This is a genomic window from Enterobacter sp. FUJ80071 (assembly GCF_038739915.1).
Taxonomy (GTDB): Bacteria; Pseudomonadota; Gammaproteobacteria; order Enterobacterales; family Enterobacteriaceae; genus Enterobacter; species Enterobacter kobei.
In genome coordinates this window covers 3,387,477-3,400,790 of the sequence record NZ_JBBXKH010000001.1, presented here as the reverse complement: position 1 = coordinate 3,400,790, position 13,314 = coordinate 3,387,477, and the positions used below count along the sequence as shown (strand labels likewise).

Annotated in this window: 14 protein-coding genes; 11 read left to right on the top strand and 3 right to left on the bottom strand. The window is 56.8% G+C overall.

Features of this window, described 5'->3' with window-relative positions; genetic code table 11:
* The first annotated feature begins 61 nt into the window (after nt 1-61).
* A complete protein-coding gene (maeB, locus tag AAER43_RS16515; RefSeq protein WP_014884753.1) occupies nt 62-2,341 on the top strand; it encodes an NADP-dependent oxaloacetate-decarboxylating malate dehydrogenase in 2,280 nt (759 codons plus the stop codon).
* 79 nt (nt 2,342-2,420) lie between these two features.
* Here the strand turns inward: maeB and hemF are convergent, their stop codons facing one another.
* The gene (gene hemF, locus AAER43_RS16510; protein WP_050861895.1) at nt 2,421-3,320 is read right to left on the bottom strand and encodes an oxygen-dependent coproporphyrinogen oxidase; all 900 of its coding nucleotides are present in this window, start codon (nt 3,318-3,320) and stop codon (nt 2,421-2,423) included.
* The gene (gene amiA / locus AAER43_RS16505) at nt 3,320-4,195 is read right to left on the bottom strand and encodes an N-acetylmuramoyl-L-alanine amidase AmiA (protein WP_014884751.1); all 876 of its coding nucleotides are present in this window, start codon (nt 4,193-4,195) and stop codon (nt 3,320-3,322) included. Before amiA ends, hemF begins: the two co-directional genes overlap by 1 nt.
* 212 nt (nt 4,196-4,407) lie before the next feature.
* Here amiA and AAER43_RS16500 point away from each other — a divergent pair, with 212 nt between their 5' ends.
* The 10 genes from AAER43_RS16500 (at nt 4,408) to pdxK (ending at nt 12,740) form a co-directional block, all read left to right on the top strand.
* Nucleotides 4,408-4,833, top strand: coding sequence for a GNAT family acetyltransferase (locus tag AAER43_RS16500; protein WP_050861896.1), 426 nt, complete (start codon nt 4,408-4,410; stop codon nt 4,831-4,833).
* Nucleotides 4,820-5,269 carry a DUF2919 domain-containing protein gene (locus tag AAER43_RS16495; RefSeq protein ID WP_045134551.1) on the top strand — a complete coding sequence of 150 codons (450 nt, stop codon included), beginning with the start codon at nt 4,820-4,822 and terminating at the stop codon, nt 5,267-5,269. The genes AAER43_RS16500 and AAER43_RS16495 overlap by 14 nt, the downstream gene beginning before the upstream one ends.
* Before the next feature lie 63 nt (nt 5,270-5,332).
* Nucleotides 5,333-5,908: an RpoE-regulated lipoprotein gene (locus AAER43_RS16490; RefSeq protein ID WP_050861897.1), complete on the top strand. Its 576-nt coding sequence runs from the start codon at nt 5,333-5,335 to the stop codon at nt 5,906-5,908.
* Between the two features lie 92 nt (nt 5,909-6,000).
* Entirely contained in the window at nt 6,001-6,900 is a 900-nt protein-coding gene (locus AAER43_RS16485) for a Dyp-type peroxidase (RefSeq protein WP_050861898.1), read from the top strand.
* Nucleotides 6,901-7,063: 163 nt separating this feature from the next.
* Nucleotides 7,064-8,077: a sulfate ABC transporter substrate-binding protein gene (locus AAER43_RS16480; RefSeq protein ID WP_050861899.1), complete on the top strand. Its 1,014-nt coding sequence runs from the start codon at nt 7,064-7,066 to the stop codon at nt 8,075-8,077.
* On the top strand, nt 8,077-8,910 hold the full coding sequence (gene cysT, locus AAER43_RS16475; protein ID WP_023331042.1) for a sulfate/thiosulfate ABC transporter permease CysT: 834 nt from the start codon (nt 8,077-8,079) through the stop codon (nt 8,908-8,910). The genes AAER43_RS16480 and cysT overlap by 1 nt, the downstream gene beginning before the upstream one ends.
* On the top strand, nt 8,910-9,785 hold the full coding sequence (gene cysW, locus AAER43_RS16470) for a sulfate/thiosulfate ABC transporter permease CysW (RefSeq protein ID WP_023331041.1): 876 nt from the start codon (nt 8,910-8,912) through the stop codon (nt 9,783-9,785). The genes cysT and cysW overlap by 1 nt, the downstream gene beginning before the upstream one ends.
* Nucleotides 9,775-10,869 carry a sulfate/thiosulfate ABC transporter ATP-binding protein CysA gene (gene cysA, locus AAER43_RS16465; protein WP_008501607.1) on the top strand — a complete coding sequence of 365 codons (1,095 nt, stop codon included), beginning with the start codon at nt 9,775-9,777 and terminating at the stop codon, nt 10,867-10,869. Before cysW ends, cysA begins: the two co-directional genes overlap by 11 nt.
* 117 nt (nt 10,870-10,986) lie before the next feature.
* Nucleotides 10,987-11,898 carry a cysteine synthase CysM gene (gene cysM / locus AAER43_RS16460; protein WP_050861901.1) on the top strand — a complete coding sequence of 304 codons (912 nt, stop codon included), beginning with the start codon at nt 10,987-10,989 and terminating at the stop codon, nt 11,896-11,898.
* A 5-nt stretch (nt 11,899-11,903) separates the two neighbouring features.
* Nucleotides 11,904-12,740: a pyridoxine/pyridoxal/pyridoxamine kinase gene (gene pdxK, locus AAER43_RS16455; RefSeq protein ID WP_057057744.1), complete on the top strand. Its 837-nt coding sequence runs from the start codon at nt 11,904-11,906 to the stop codon at nt 12,738-12,740.
* A gap of 44 nt (nt 12,741-12,784) precedes the next feature.
* On the opposite strand, the gene crr is transcribed toward pdxK, so the two are convergent.
* Nucleotides 12,785-13,294, bottom strand: a complete 510-nt coding sequence (crr, locus tag AAER43_RS16450) for a PTS glucose transporter subunit IIA (protein WP_003861316.1) — start codon at nt 13,292-13,294, stop codon at nt 12,785-12,787.
* Between the last annotated feature and the right edge of the window lie 20 nt (nt 13,295-13,314).

Below are 13,314 nucleotides of genomic sequence, written 5' to 3'. Positions count from 1 at the left end.
AGGGTGTGCATCAGGATCGCAAACGTCACCCTTTTGACCGATACGTGAAAGGAAAAATAAGATGGATGAGCAGTTGAAACAGAGTGCCCTCGATTTTCACGAGTTCCCCGTTCCGGGCAAAATCCAGGTTTCCCCAACCAAGCCGCTGGCGACTCAGCGCGATCTGGCGCTTGCCTATTCACCGGGCGTGGCGGCACCGTGTCTGGAAATCGAAAAAGATCCGCTGGCGGCCTATAAGTACACCGCGCGCGGTAACCTGGTCGCGGTGATCTCTAACGGTACGGCGGTACTCGGCCTTGGCAACATTGGTGCGCTGGCGGGTAAGCCGGTGATGGAAGGGAAGGGCGTTCTGTTCAAGAAATTCGCCGGTATCGACGTGTTCGATATCGAAGTGGACGAGCTGGACCCGGATAAATTCATTAACGTCGTCGCCGCGCTGGAGCCAACCTTCGGCGGTATCAACCTGGAAGACATCAAAGCGCCGGAATGTTTCTATATCGAGCAGAAGCTGCGCGAGCGTATGAACATCCCCGTGTTCCATGACGACCAGCACGGTACGGCCATTATCAGCACCGCCGCCATTCTGAACGGCCTGCGCGTGGTCGAGAAAAATCTTTCCGACGTGCGTATGGTGGTCTCCGGCGCGGGCGCGGCGGCCATCGCCTGTATGAACCTGCTGGTGGCGCTGGGGATGCAGAAACACAACATCGTGGTTTGCGATTCCAAAGGCGTGATCTACAAAGGCCGTGAGCCAAACATGGCGGAAACCAAAGCGGCGTATGCGGTGGACGATGACGGCAAACGCACGCTTGAGGACGTGATTGACGGTGCGGACATCTTCCTTGGCTGCTCGGGCCCGAAAGTGCTGACCCAGGAGATGGTGAAGAAGATGGCGCGTGCGCCAATGATCCTGGCCCTGGCGAACCCTGAACCGGAAATTCTGCCGCCGCTGGCGAAAGCGGTGCGTGAAGACGCCATTATCTGTACCGGCCGTTCGGACTACCCGAACCAGGTGAACAACGTGCTCTGCTTCCCGTTCATCTTCCGTGGCGCGCTGGACGTTGGCGCAACGGCGATCAACGAAGAGATGAAGCTGGCAGCGGTTCACGCCATCGCGGAACTGGCGCATGCCGAGCAGAGCGAAGTGGTGGCTTCTGCCTATGGCGATCAGGATCTGAGCTTCGGGCCTGACTACATCATCCCTAAACCGTTTGACCCGCGACTGATCGTGAAGATCGCGCCAGCGGTGGCCAAAGCGGCAATGGACTCCGGCGTGGCAACGCGTCCGATCCAGGACTTCGACGCTTACGTCGATAAACTCACCGAGTTCGTCTACAAAACCAACCTGTTTATGAAGCCAATTTTCTCTCAGGCCCGCGCGGACGCAAAACGCGTGGTGCTGGCGGAAGGGGAAGAGGCGCGCGTGCTGCATGCCACCCAGGAGCTGGTGAGCCTCGGGCTGGCGAAGCCGATCCTGATCGGTCGTCCGAGCGTGATCGAAATGCGCATTCAGAAACTGGGGCTGCAGATTAAGCCGGGTGTGGACTTTGAGATCGTCAATAACGAATCCGATCCACGCTTTAAAGAGTACTGGAACGAATACTACGCGATCATGAAGCGTCGTGGGATCACCCAGGAGCAGGCGCAGCGGGCGGTGATCAGCAATACCACGGTGATCGGCGCGATTATGGTCCATCGCGGCGAAGCGGATGCGCTGATCTGCGGTACCATCGGCGATTACCACGAGCATTTCAGCGTGGTGCAGGAGATCTTCGGCTACCGCGAAGGGGTTCACGCCGCCGGAGCGATGAACGCGCTGCTGCTGCCAAGCGGGAACACGTTTATCGCCGATACCTACGTTAACGACGATCCAACCCCGGACGAGCTGGCGGAGATCACCGTGATGGCGGCAGAAACCGTGCGTCGCTTTGGTATTGAGCCGAAAGTGGCGCTGCTATCGCACTCTAACTTTGGTTCGTCTAAATCAGCGGCGGCGTGCAAAATGCGTCAGACGCTGGAGCTGGTGCGCGAGCGTGCGCCGGAGCTGATGATTGACGGAGAAATGCACGGCGATGCCGCGCTGGTGGAAAGCATCCGCAACGAGCGTATGCCGGACAGCCCGCTGAAAGGCTCGGCAAACATCCTGATTATGCCGAACGTGGAAGCGGCGCGTATCAGCTACAACCTGCTGCGCGTATCCAGCTCTGAAGGGGTGACCGTAGGGCCGGTACTGATGGGCGTGGCGAAACCGGTGCATGTATTAACGCCGATTGCCTCTGTGCGACGCATCGTGAACATGGTGGCGCTGGCGGTGGTTGAGGCGCAGACGCAGCCTCTGTAGCGGCGGTGCGTCGGGTGGCGCGTTCGCTTACCCGACCTACGGGTTAACCAGGCCGGATAAGCGTAGCGCCGTCCGGCAATTACACCCAGTCGCGTACTTTCAGAAACTCACTCAAGGCAGCCTCCGGGCTGCCTTCTTTTGGTTCGTAACAGTATTCCCAGCGTACCAGCGGCGGCATCGACATTAAAATCGACTCCGTGCGCCCGCCGGTCTGCAGGCCGAAGAGCGTCCCGCGATCCCACACCAGGTTAAACTCCACGTAGCGCCCGCGGCGATAAAGCTGGAATTCGCGCTCGCACACGCCATAGTCGATATCTTTACGACGTTCGACAATGGGCAAATAGGCCTCAGTAAAGCCTTCGCCCACCGCGCGCATAAAGCTGAACGCGGTATCAAAATCGGGCGTGTTGAGATCGTCAAAGAACAGTCCACCGATGCCGCGCTGCTCGTCGCGGTGCTTCAGGTAAAAGTAGTCATCGCACCACTTTTTAAATTTCGGGTAGACGTCTTCGCCAAACGGCAGACAAAGGTCGCGCGCGGTGGTGTGCCAATGCACGGCGTCCTCTTCGAAACCGTAATAGGGCGTTAAGTCGAAACCGCCGCCGAACCACCAGACCGGATCGGCCCCCGGTTTTTCAGCAATGAAAAAGCGTACGTTAGCGTGACTGGTCGGCACAAACGGATTATGCGGATGCACCACCAGCGAAACGCCCATCGCTTCAAAACTTCGGCCCGCCAGCTCAGGACGATGCGCTGTCGCAGAGGCGGGCATAGCGTCACCATGAACGTGGGAAAAATTCACCCCCGCCTGTTCAAAGATGCCGCCATTTCGCAATACGCGGCTGCGGCCACCGCCGCCTGCCTCACGCTGCCAGTTATCCTCCTGAAATTCACCGCCGTCTGCGGCGGCCAGTTTCTGGCAAATCTCATCCTGCAGTTGCAGCAGGAACGTTTTGACCAGTTGAGCATTGGGTTTCATTAACGTTTCCTGGCGTGCGCTTTTTGGTTATCGAACCAGTTGAAGTAACTGATAATGCCGGAAGCGATGGCGTTAGCAATCTTCTGGCGAAACGCCGTGGTGCCGAGCAGCCGCTCTTCTTCCGGGTTGGTAATAAAAGATGTTTCCACAAGTACGGACGGAATTGAAGGTGACTTCAGCACCACAAACGCCGCCTGCTCGGTGCTTTTACTGTGCAAGCGGTGCACCGGCTTAATCCGTTTGAGGATATGCGAGCCGAGCGTCAGGCTATTTTTGATGGTGTCCGTCTGCACGAGGTCGAACAGCACCTGCTGTAACAGATGATCTTTGTCCGTGGCCTTCTTCCCGGCCACTTCATCCGCCCGGTTCTCACGGTCGGAGAGGTATTTTGCCATGGCGCTACTGGCCCCACGGTTGGACAGGGCAAACACCGACGCGCCCGCGGCTGACGGGTTGGTAAAGCCGTCAGCGTGAATCGACATAAACAGATCCGCGCCGTGTTGATGGGCGATCTCCACGCGGTCATACAGCGGGATAAAGGTGTCGCCAGAGCGCGTCAGACGGGCGTCAATGCCGTTGCTGCGTAAAATTGCGCGCACGTTTTTTGCAATCGCCAGCACGACGTGTTTTTCTTTTGACCCGTTTTTGCCGATGGCGCCGGTATCAATCCCGCCGTGGCCCGGGTCCAGCATCACCAGACGCTTTGCACCTGGCTTTTTGGTTTTGGGTTTACTGTGTCCGTTACTGGTTTTGAGCGTGCTCTCGTCTTTCGCCTGAGCCTGCTTTGCAATACCGGTTAACGTTAAGGCCGCCAGCCCCGCTTTGAGAACCTGACGACGCGATGTGAGTGCTTTTAATGGTTTGAATGTGCTCATGCGGCCTGAATACTAAAAAAAGGGGTCCTGGTGTTATATCGTATCGTGTTTCCCGTTACGACAGTCCTTATTGAGAATTGTTTTACTTTTCATTTCAATACGTGACAAAGTGACATTATGCCAAATTTTGGCGAGATTTTCCCCGGTTATTGGCTAAACGTCCCGTACGCGCCATAATCACTGTTTTTGAACCCGAAAAGGCGGTTAATACCATGGAGATACGCGTTTTTCGCCAGGAAGATTTCGAAGAGGTGATCACCCTTTGGGAGCGCTGCGATTTGCTGCGTCCGTGGAACGATCCGGAGATGGACATCGAACGGAAGGTGAATCACGACGTCAGTCTGTTTCTGGTCGCGGAAGTGAATGGCGAGGTTGTCGGCACCGTCATGGGCGGCTATGACGGCCATCGCGGCTCGGCTTATTATCTGGGGGTCCATCCGGAATACCGTGGGCGTGGCATCGCGAATGCGTTACTGAACCGGCTTGAGAAGAAGCTGATTGCCCGCGGCTGCCCGAAAATTCAGATCATGGTGCGGGAAGATAACGATGTGGTGCTGGGCATGTATGAACGTCTGGGCTATGAGCACTGTGACGTGCTGAATTTAGGTAAACGCCTGATCGAAGATGAAGAGTACTGAGATCCACCCGGGAGACTATGACGCGCAGGGCCGCCTCAGGCTGCCTTTTTTATTCTGGTGCGTTCTGCTGCTGCAGGCGCGAACCTGGGTGCTGTTTGTGATGGCTGGCGCGTCGCGCGGGCAGGGCGACACGCTGCTGAATCTCTTCTATCCCGATCACGATGCCTTCTGGCTTGGCTTATTGCCCGGCATTCCCGCCGTTCTGGCGTTTTTGGTCAGCGGACGGCGGCATCTGATTCCACGCTTTTGGGGCGCGCTTCGCTGGCTGCTGATCATTGCCCAGACTGCGCTACTCTTTTGGCAGCCTGTACTCTGGTGGTACGGTGAACCGCTAACGGGTATCGGGATTGCGCTGGTGATCGCGGATATTGTGGCGTTGCTGTGGCTGCTGACAAATCCCCGGCTACGCGCCTGTTTTACGCAAGAGTCAGATTAGAACGGCACTTTTTACCGAAGTCGTACTCCAACAAGCGTTGATTTAACACGTAAGGACGTTTCAATGAAATCGCTGCGTTTACTTTTATGCGCTCTCCCGCTGGCATTAACCGGCTGTTCAACGCTCTCCTCCATCAACTGGTCCGCAGCCTATCCGTGGAATTGGTTTGGCGCGTCCACGGAAGTGACCGAGCAGGGCGTAGGAAAAATTACCGCATCAACCGCGCTCGATCAGGATGCCATTCAGGACGCCCTGAGCAGTGACTACCGCCTGCGTAGCGGCATGAAAACCGAGAATGGCAACATTGTGCGGTACTTTGAAGCGCTAAAAGGGGACAAACTGGCGCTGGTGATTAATGGCGATAAAGGCACGGTGAACCACATTGCGGTGCTCGACGACGAAATCCCGACCGCCAGCGGTGTGAAAGTGGGTACGCCGTTTAGCGATCTGTATAAACAAGCCTTTGGCAACTGCACCAGCGCGCCTTCCGACGAGGGCGTCGCGGTGGAATGTAAGGCGGAAGGCAGCCAGCACATCAGCTATGTCTTCACCGGTACCTGGAGCGGTCCGGAGGGATTAATGCCGTCTGACGACACGTTGAAAAGCTGGAAAGTGAGCAAAATAGTCTGGAAGCAGTAATTTGCGCCTGAACAAACCGCCTCGCTGAAATCCGGGTATAATACCCGCCATCAATGCCACGCTGACGTGGCATCTTTATTTCAGGAGGAGCGATGTCTCAGGTTCAGAGTGGCATTTTGCCAGAACATTGCCGCGCGGCGATTTGGATCGAAGCCAATGTCAAAGGGGACGTGGATGCCCTGCGTGCGGCCAGTAAAGCGTTTGTTGATAAACTGGCGACTTTCCAGGCCAAATTCCCGGATGCCCATCTCGGCGCCGTTGTTGCTTTTGGCAATAACGTCTGGCGTCAGCTGAGCGGCGGCGAAGGGGCGGAAGAGCTGAAAGACTTTTTCCCTTACGGTAAAGGTCTGGCTCCGGCCACCCAGTACGATCTGCTCATTCATATTCTCTCTCTGCGTCACGATGTTAACTTCTCCGTTGCCCAGGCCGCGGTGGCAGCGTTCGGCGACAGCATTGAGGTGCAGGAAGAAGTTCACGGTTTCCGTTGGGTAGAAGAGCGCGATCTGAGCGGCTTCGTCGACGGCACGGAAAACCCGGCGGGTGAAGAGACGCGTCGTGACGTGGCGGTCATCAAAGATGGCGTGGATGCGGGCGGCAGTTACGTGTTCGTGCAGCGCTGGGAGCATAATCTCAAGCAGCTTAACCGCATGAGCGTGCATGACCAGGAGATGATGATTGGTCGCACCAAAGAGGCGAACGAAGAGATCGACGGCGATGACCGTCCGGTGACCTCTCACCTGACCCGCGTTGACCTCAAAGAAGAGGGCAAAGGGCTGAAGATTGTCCGCCAGAGCCTGCCGTATGGCACCGCAAGCGGCACCCACGGTCTTTACTTCTGCGCGTACTGCGCACGCCTGTATAACATCGAGCAGCAGTTGATGAGCATGTTCGGCGACACTGACGGCAAGCGCGACGCGATGCTGCGCTTCACCAAACCGGTAACCGGCGGCTACTACTTCGCGCCGTCCGTTGAGCGTCTGCTGGCGCTTTAACGCCCCTCACCCGAACCCTCTCCCCGCAGGGGAGAGGGGGATTGCAGCCTTATTCCCTTTTCTGCTTCTAAATCACCAAACGGTATATAAAACCGTTACTCCTTTCGACCTCGTTATAAATATTATGACTATAAGATAGTCATCACATTTATAAGGGTGCGCAATGGCCGTTACTGTACTGAAAAAAGGAACTCTGGCGCTGGCAGGTTTATTGCTGGTGGCCCAGGCGCAGGCGACTGAGCTGCTGAACAGTTCGTACGACGTCTCCCGCGAGCTGTTTGCCGCCCTTAACCCACCGTTTGAACAGCAGTGGGCGAAAGACAATAACGACGATAAGCTGACCATCAAACAGTCCCATGCCGGTTCTTCCAAACAGGCGCTGGCGATATTGCAGGGACTGAAGGCGGATGTCGTGACCTACAACCAGGTTACTGACGTGCAGATCCTGCACGACAAGGGCAAACTTATCCCTGCTGACTGGCAGAGCCGTCTGCCGAATAACAGCTCGCCGTTCTATTCCACCATGGGCTTCCTGGTGCGTAAGGGTAACCCGAAAAATATCCACGACTGGAGCGACCTGGTGCGTTCTGACGTGAAGCTGATTTTCCCAAACCCAAAAACCTCCGGTAACGCGCGTTACACTTATTTAGCGGCGTGGGGTGCGGCGGACAAGGCTGACGGTAACGATAAAGCCAAAACCGAGCAGTTCATGACCCAGTTCCTGAAAAACGTTGAAGTGTTTGATACCGGCGGCCGCGGGGCAACCACCACCTTCGCAGAACGTGGGCTGGGCGATGTGCTGATCAGCTTTGAGTCTGAAGTGAACAACATCCGCAAACAGTATGAAGCGCAGGGCTTTGAGGTGGTTATTCCGAAAACCAACATTCTGGCCGAGTTCCCGGTGGCGTGGGTGGATAAAAACGTGAAGGCAAACGGTACTGAGAAAGCGGCAAAAGCCTATCTCAACTACCTGTACAGCCCGCAGGCGCAGACCATCATTACCGATTACTACTACCGCGTGAATAACCCGGACGTGATGAACAAACTGAAGGATAAATTCCCGCAGACCGCACTGTTCCGCGTGGAAGATCATTTCGGCTCCTGGCCTGAGGTGATGAAAACGCACTTTGCCAGCGGCGGTGAGTTAGACAAGTTGCTGGCGGCGGGGCGTAAGTAATGTTTGCAGTCTCGACCAAACGCGTGCTGCCGGGTTTTACCTTAAGTCTGGGCACCAGCCTGCTGTTCGTCTGCCTGATCCTGTTGTTGCCGCTCAGCGCACTGGTGATGCAACTTGCGCAGATGAGCTGGGCGCAGTACTGGGACGTGGTCACCAACCCGCAGGTGGTGGCCGCCTATAAAGTGACGCTGCTGTCGGCGTTTGTCGCCTCCATTTTTAACGGTGTGTTCGGCCTGCTGATGGCGTGGATCTTAACCCGCTATCGTTTCCCTGGCCGCACGCTGCTTGACGCACTGATGGATCTGCCGTTTGCGCTGCCGACGGCTGTTGCGGGCTTAACCCTTGCGTCGCTCTTCTCCGTGAACGGACTGTACGGTGAGTGGCTGGCAAAGCTTGATATCAAAGTCACCTATACCTGGCTTGGTATCGCGGTGGCGATGGCCTTTACCAGCATCCCGTTTGTGGTGCGTACCGTGCAGCCGGTGCTGGAAGAGCTGGGTCCGGAATATGAAGAAGCGGCGGAAACGCTGGGTGCCTCGCGCTGGCAGAGTTTCCGCAAGGTCGTGTTGCCAGAACTCTCCCCGGCGCTGATGGCGGGCGTTGCGCTGTCGTTTACCCGCAGCCTCGGTGAGTTCGGCGCGGTGATTTTTATCGCCGGGAACATTGCCTGGAAGACGGAGGTCACCTCGCTGATGATCTTCATCCGTCTTCAGGAGTTTGATTATCCGGCGGCGAGCGCCATAGCTTCGGTGATCCTCGCAGCCTCACTGCTGCTGCTGTACTCAATTAACACTCTGCAAAGTCGCTTTGGTCGACGTGTGGTAGGTCACTGATGGCGGAAGTTACGCAATTGAAGCGATACGATGCTCCCCGTATCAACTGGGGTAAATGGTTTCTGATTGGCGTGGGCGTGCTGGTGTCCGCCCTCATTCTCGTCGTGCCGACGGTGTATATCTTCGTTCAGGCGTTCAGCAAGGGGCTGATGCCCGCGCTGGAGAACCTGGCGAATCCGGACATGCTCCATGCCATCTGGCTGACCGTACTGATTGCCCTGATCACCGTGCCGGTGAACCTGGTGTTCGGGACGCTGCTGGCGTGGCTGGTGACGCGTTTTAACTTCCCGGGACGTCAGCTGCTGCTGACCCTGCTGGATATTCCGTTTGCCGTGTCGCCGGTGGTGGCGGGTCTGGTGTACCTGCTCTTTTACGGCTCTAACGGCCCGCTGGGCGGCTGGCTGGATGAGCATAACCTGCAGGTCATGTTCGCCTGGCCGGGTATGGTGCTGGTGACTATCTTCGTGACGTGTCCGTTTGTGGTGCGCGAACTGGTGCCGGTGATGTTAAGCCAGGGGAGCAACGAAGACGAAGCGGCGGTGCTGCTGGGCGCGTCAGGCTGGCAGATGTTCCGTCGCGTGACGCTGCCAAATATCCGCTGGGCGCTGCTTTACGGCGTGGTGCTGACCAACGCCCGAGCGATTGGTGAGTTTGGTGCCGTTTCCGTCGTATCCGGCTCCATCCGCGGTGAAACCCTGTCGCTGCCGTTACAGATTGAATTACTGGAACAGGACTACAACACCGTCGGTTCCTTTACTGCCGCAGCGTTACTGACGCTGATGGCTATTTTGACCCTGTTTTTGAAGAGTGTGGTGCAGTGGCGTTTAGAGAATCAGGAAAAACGTCAGCATCAGGAGGGAAATCATGAGCATTGAGATTGCCAATATTAAGAAGTCTTTTGGTCGCACCCAGGTGCTGAATGATATCTCGCTGGATATCCCTTCCGGACAAATGGTGGCGCTGCTGGGGCCGTCTGGCTCGGGTAAAACCACGCTGCTGCGTATTATCGCCGGGCTTGAGCATCAGACCAGCGGGCACATTCGCTTTCACGGCACCGACGTGAGCCGCCTGCATGCCCGCGATCGTAAAGTGGGTTTTGTGTTCCAGCACTATGCGCTGTTCCGCCACATGACCGTGTTTGACAACATTGCGTTTGGCCTGACCGTGCTGCCGCGTCGCGAACGCCCGGATGCCGCCACCATCAAAGCGAAAGTGACTAAGCTGCTGGAGATGGTGCAGCTGGCACATCTGGCGGATCGTTTCCCGGCGCAGCTGTCTGGCGGACAGAAACAGCGTGTCGCGCTGGCACGTGCGCTGGCCGTTGAGCCGCAAATTCTGCTGCTGGACGAACCGTTCGGCGCGCTGGATGCGCAGGTGCGTAAAGAACTTCGCCGCTGGCTGCGTCAGCTGCATGAAGAGCTGAAGTTTACCAGCGTCTTTGTGACCCACGATCAGGAAGAGGCGATGGAAGTGGCGGACCGCGTGGTGGTCATGAGCCAGGGCAACATCGAGCAGGTTGACGAGCCGGAGCAGCTCTGGCGTGAACCGGCGACCCGTTTCGTGCTGGAATTTATGGGTGAAGTGAACCGTCTGCAGGGCACCATTCGCGGTGGACAGTTCCACGTCGGCGCGCACCGCTGGCCGCTGGGCTATACCTCCGCGCATCAGGGGCCGGTCGATCTGTTCCTGCGTCCGTGGGAAGTGGACGTGAGCCGCCGCACCAGCCTGGATTCACCGCTGCCAGTGCAGGTACTGGAAGCTAGCCCTAAAGGGCACTACACCCAATTGGTGGTACAGCCGCTAGGCTGGTATACCGAGCCGCTGACCGTCGTCATGCGTGATGATGTGCCGCCGCACCGGGGCGAGCGTCTGTTTGTCGGCCTGCAGCATGCCCGTATTTATCACGGGAAGGAGCGCATCGAGACGCGCGAGGATATTGCTCTGGCGGAGTCAGCCTGATAGGTTATTAGGATGTTTATCGCCCGGTGGCGCTGCGCTTGCCGGGCCTACAGTTATCACTGCGTCTTGTAGGCCGGGATCGCTGCGCGCCCCCGGCTTTTTTATTGAGTAAAAATCGTGACTACACTCGAACACACCATCGGCAACACTCCTCTGGTCAAGCTTCAGCGCATGGGGCCAGACAACGGCAGCGAAATCTGGGTCAAACTTGAGGGCAATAATCCGGCAGGCTCGGTGAAAGACCGTGCGGCGCTGTCGATGATTGTCCAGGCTGAAAAACGCGGTGAGATAAAGCCCGGCGACGTGTTGATTGAGGCCACCAGCGGCAATACCGGGATTGCACTGGCAATGATTGCGGCATTGAAAGGCTACCGCATGAAGCTGCTGATGCCGGACAACATGAGCCAGGAGCGCCGCGCCGCAATGCGCGCCTACGGGGCCGAGCTGATTTTGGTCACCAAAGAGCAGGGGATGGAAGGCGCACGCGATTTAGCCTTAGAAATGGCGGAGTGTGGCGAAGGTAAGTTGCTCGATCAGTTCAACAACCCGGATAATCCCTACGCGCATTACACCGCTACCGGCCCGGAAATCTGGCAGCAAACCGACGGACGTATTACCCATTTTGTCTCCAGCATGGGCACCACCGGCACCATCACCGGCGTGTCGCGTTTCCTGCGCGAGCAGGAAAAAGCCGTCACTATCGTTGGCCTGCAGCCGGAAGAGGGGAGCAGCATTCCGGGGATTCGCCGCTGGCCAGCAGAATACATGCCGGGCATTTTTAATGCGCAGCTGGTGGATCAGGTGCTGGATATTCACCAGCGCGAGGCGGAGAATACCATGCGTGAGCTGGCCGTGCGTGAAGGCATCTTCTGCGGGGTCAGCTCGGGTGGCGCGGTAGCGGGGGCGTTGCGCGTTGCGCAGGCGAATCCAGGCGCCGTTGTGGTCGCGATTATCTGCGACCGCGGCGATCGCTATCTGTCTACCGGCGTCTTTGGTGAAGAGAGTTATTCGCAGGGGGCGGGAATTTAAGCGTCATGGAGATGATTTTATTCCGGGATAACACCCGGGCGCAGCAAACCGATATTGTCGCAGTGCAGTCGCAGGTGGTTTATGGCAGCGTGGGGAACAGCATTGCGGTTCCGAATATTCGTACCCACAGGCTGAACGTCACCGCCGTGCCGACGGTATTGTTCAGCAATACGCCGCACTATGACACTTTCTACGGCGGCGTGATCCCCGATGAGTGGTTCAGCGGCTACCTGAAGGCGCTGGAAGAACGCGAGATCCTGCGCGAGCTTAAAGCGGTTACCACCGGTTATATGGGCAGCGCCAGCCAGATCGCCCTGTTGGCTCAGTGGCTGAAGGCGGTCAAAGCGCACCATCCTGACCTGCTGGTACTGGTCGACCCGGTTATTGGCGACATTGACAGTGGAATGTACGTGAAGCCGGATATTCCGCAAGCGTATCGGGAGCACCTGCTGCCGCTGGCGCAGGGCATTACGCCAAACGTCTATGAACTGGAAGTATTAAGCGGAAAACCGTGCCGCACGCCGGAAAACGCCGTCGCGGCAGCGCAGGGGCTGCTTTCCGATTCCCTGAAATGGGTGGCGATTACCAGCGCGCCGGTCGCTGACGACCCGCACAACATCCACGTGGTGCTGGTGACGAAAGAGGGCGTTACCGTTAGCGCGCATCCGCGCGTAGAAACCGATCTGAAAGGGACGGGCGATCTGTTCTGTTCCGAGCTGGTCAGTGGTATCGTTGAGGGGAAAACCGTTGCCGATGCTATCCGCATGGCGGGGGATCGGGTGACTGACGTGATGTTGTACACCCAGTCGAAAGGGTACGACGAGCTTATCCTTCCCGCATAAACAAAAATGGCGCCCGAAGGCGCCATTTTTCTGTACGGCAAGAATTACTTCTTGATGCGGATAACCGGGGTTTCACCCACGGTGACGCTGCCAGACAGTTTGATCAGTTCTTTGATTTCGTCCATGTTGGAGATAACAACCGGCGTCAGGGTAGACTTGGCTTTTTCTTCCAGCAGTGGCAGATCGAATTCAATTACCGGGTCGCCAACTTTCACACGCTGGCCTTCTTCCGCGATACGTTTGAAGCCTTCGCCTTTCAGTTCAACGGTGTCGATACCGAAGTGAACGAACAGTTCGATACCGCTATCAGATTCGATAGAGAACGCATGGTTGGTTTCAAAAATTTTACCGATGGTGCCGTCAACTGGAGCAACCATTTTGTTGCCAGTTGGTTTGATAGCAATGCCATCACCAACGATTTTCTCAGCAAACACTACATCCGGCACGTCTTCGATGTTGACGATCTCGCCGGAGAGCGGAGCAACAATCTCAATAGTTCCGGAGTCTTTCTTATCATCAGAAACCAGAGATTTCAGTTTATCGAACAAACCCATGATCTTCTCCTAAGCAGTAA

Bases quoted from the DNA above. Each gene is read 5' to 3' on its own strand.
- AAER43_RS16500 (WP_050861896.1), top strand. From the start codon at position 4,408: ATGGAGATACGCGTTTTTCGCCAGGAAGATTTCGAAGAGGTGATCACC.
- AAER43_RS16495 (WP_045134551.1), top strand. From the start codon at position 4,820: ATGAAGAGTACTGAGATCCACCCGGGAGACTATGACGCGCAGGGCCGC.
- AAER43_RS16490 (WP_050861897.1), top strand. From the start codon at position 5,333: ATGAAATCGCTGCGTTTACTTTTATGCGCTCTCCCGCTGGCATTAACC.
- crr (WP_003861316.1), bottom strand. From the start codon at position 13,294: ATGGGTTTGTTCGATAAACTGAAATCTCTGGTTTCTGATGATAAGAAA.
- cysA (WP_008501607.1), top strand. From the start codon at position 9,775: ATGAGCATTGAGATTGCCAATATTAAGAAGTCTTTTGGTCGCACCCAG.
- amiA (WP_014884751.1), bottom strand. From the start codon at position 4,195: ATGAGCACATTCAAACCATTAAAAGCACTCACATCGCGTCGTCAGGTT.
- hemF (WP_050861895.1), bottom strand. From the start codon at position 3,320: ATGAAACCCAATGCTCAACTGGTCAAAACGTTCCTGCTGCAACTGCAG.
- pdxK (WP_057057744.1), top strand. From the start codon at position 11,904: ATGGAGATGATTTTATTCCGGGATAACACCCGGGCGCAGCAAACCGAT.
- AAER43_RS16480 (WP_050861899.1), top strand. From the start codon at position 7,064: ATGGCCGTTACTGTACTGAAAAAAGGAACTCTGGCGCTGGCAGGTTTA.
- cysW (WP_023331041.1), top strand. From the start codon at position 8,910: ATGGCGGAAGTTACGCAATTGAAGCGATACGATGCTCCCCGTATCAAC.
- maeB (WP_014884753.1), top strand. From the start codon at position 62: ATGGATGAGCAGTTGAAACAGAGTGCCCTCGATTTTCACGAGTTCCCC.
- AAER43_RS16485 (WP_050861898.1), top strand. From the start codon at position 6,001: ATGTCTCAGGTTCAGAGTGGCATTTTGCCAGAACATTGCCGCGCGGCG.
- cysT (WP_023331042.1), top strand. From the start codon at position 8,077: ATGTTTGCAGTCTCGACCAAACGCGTGCTGCCGGGTTTTACCTTAAGT.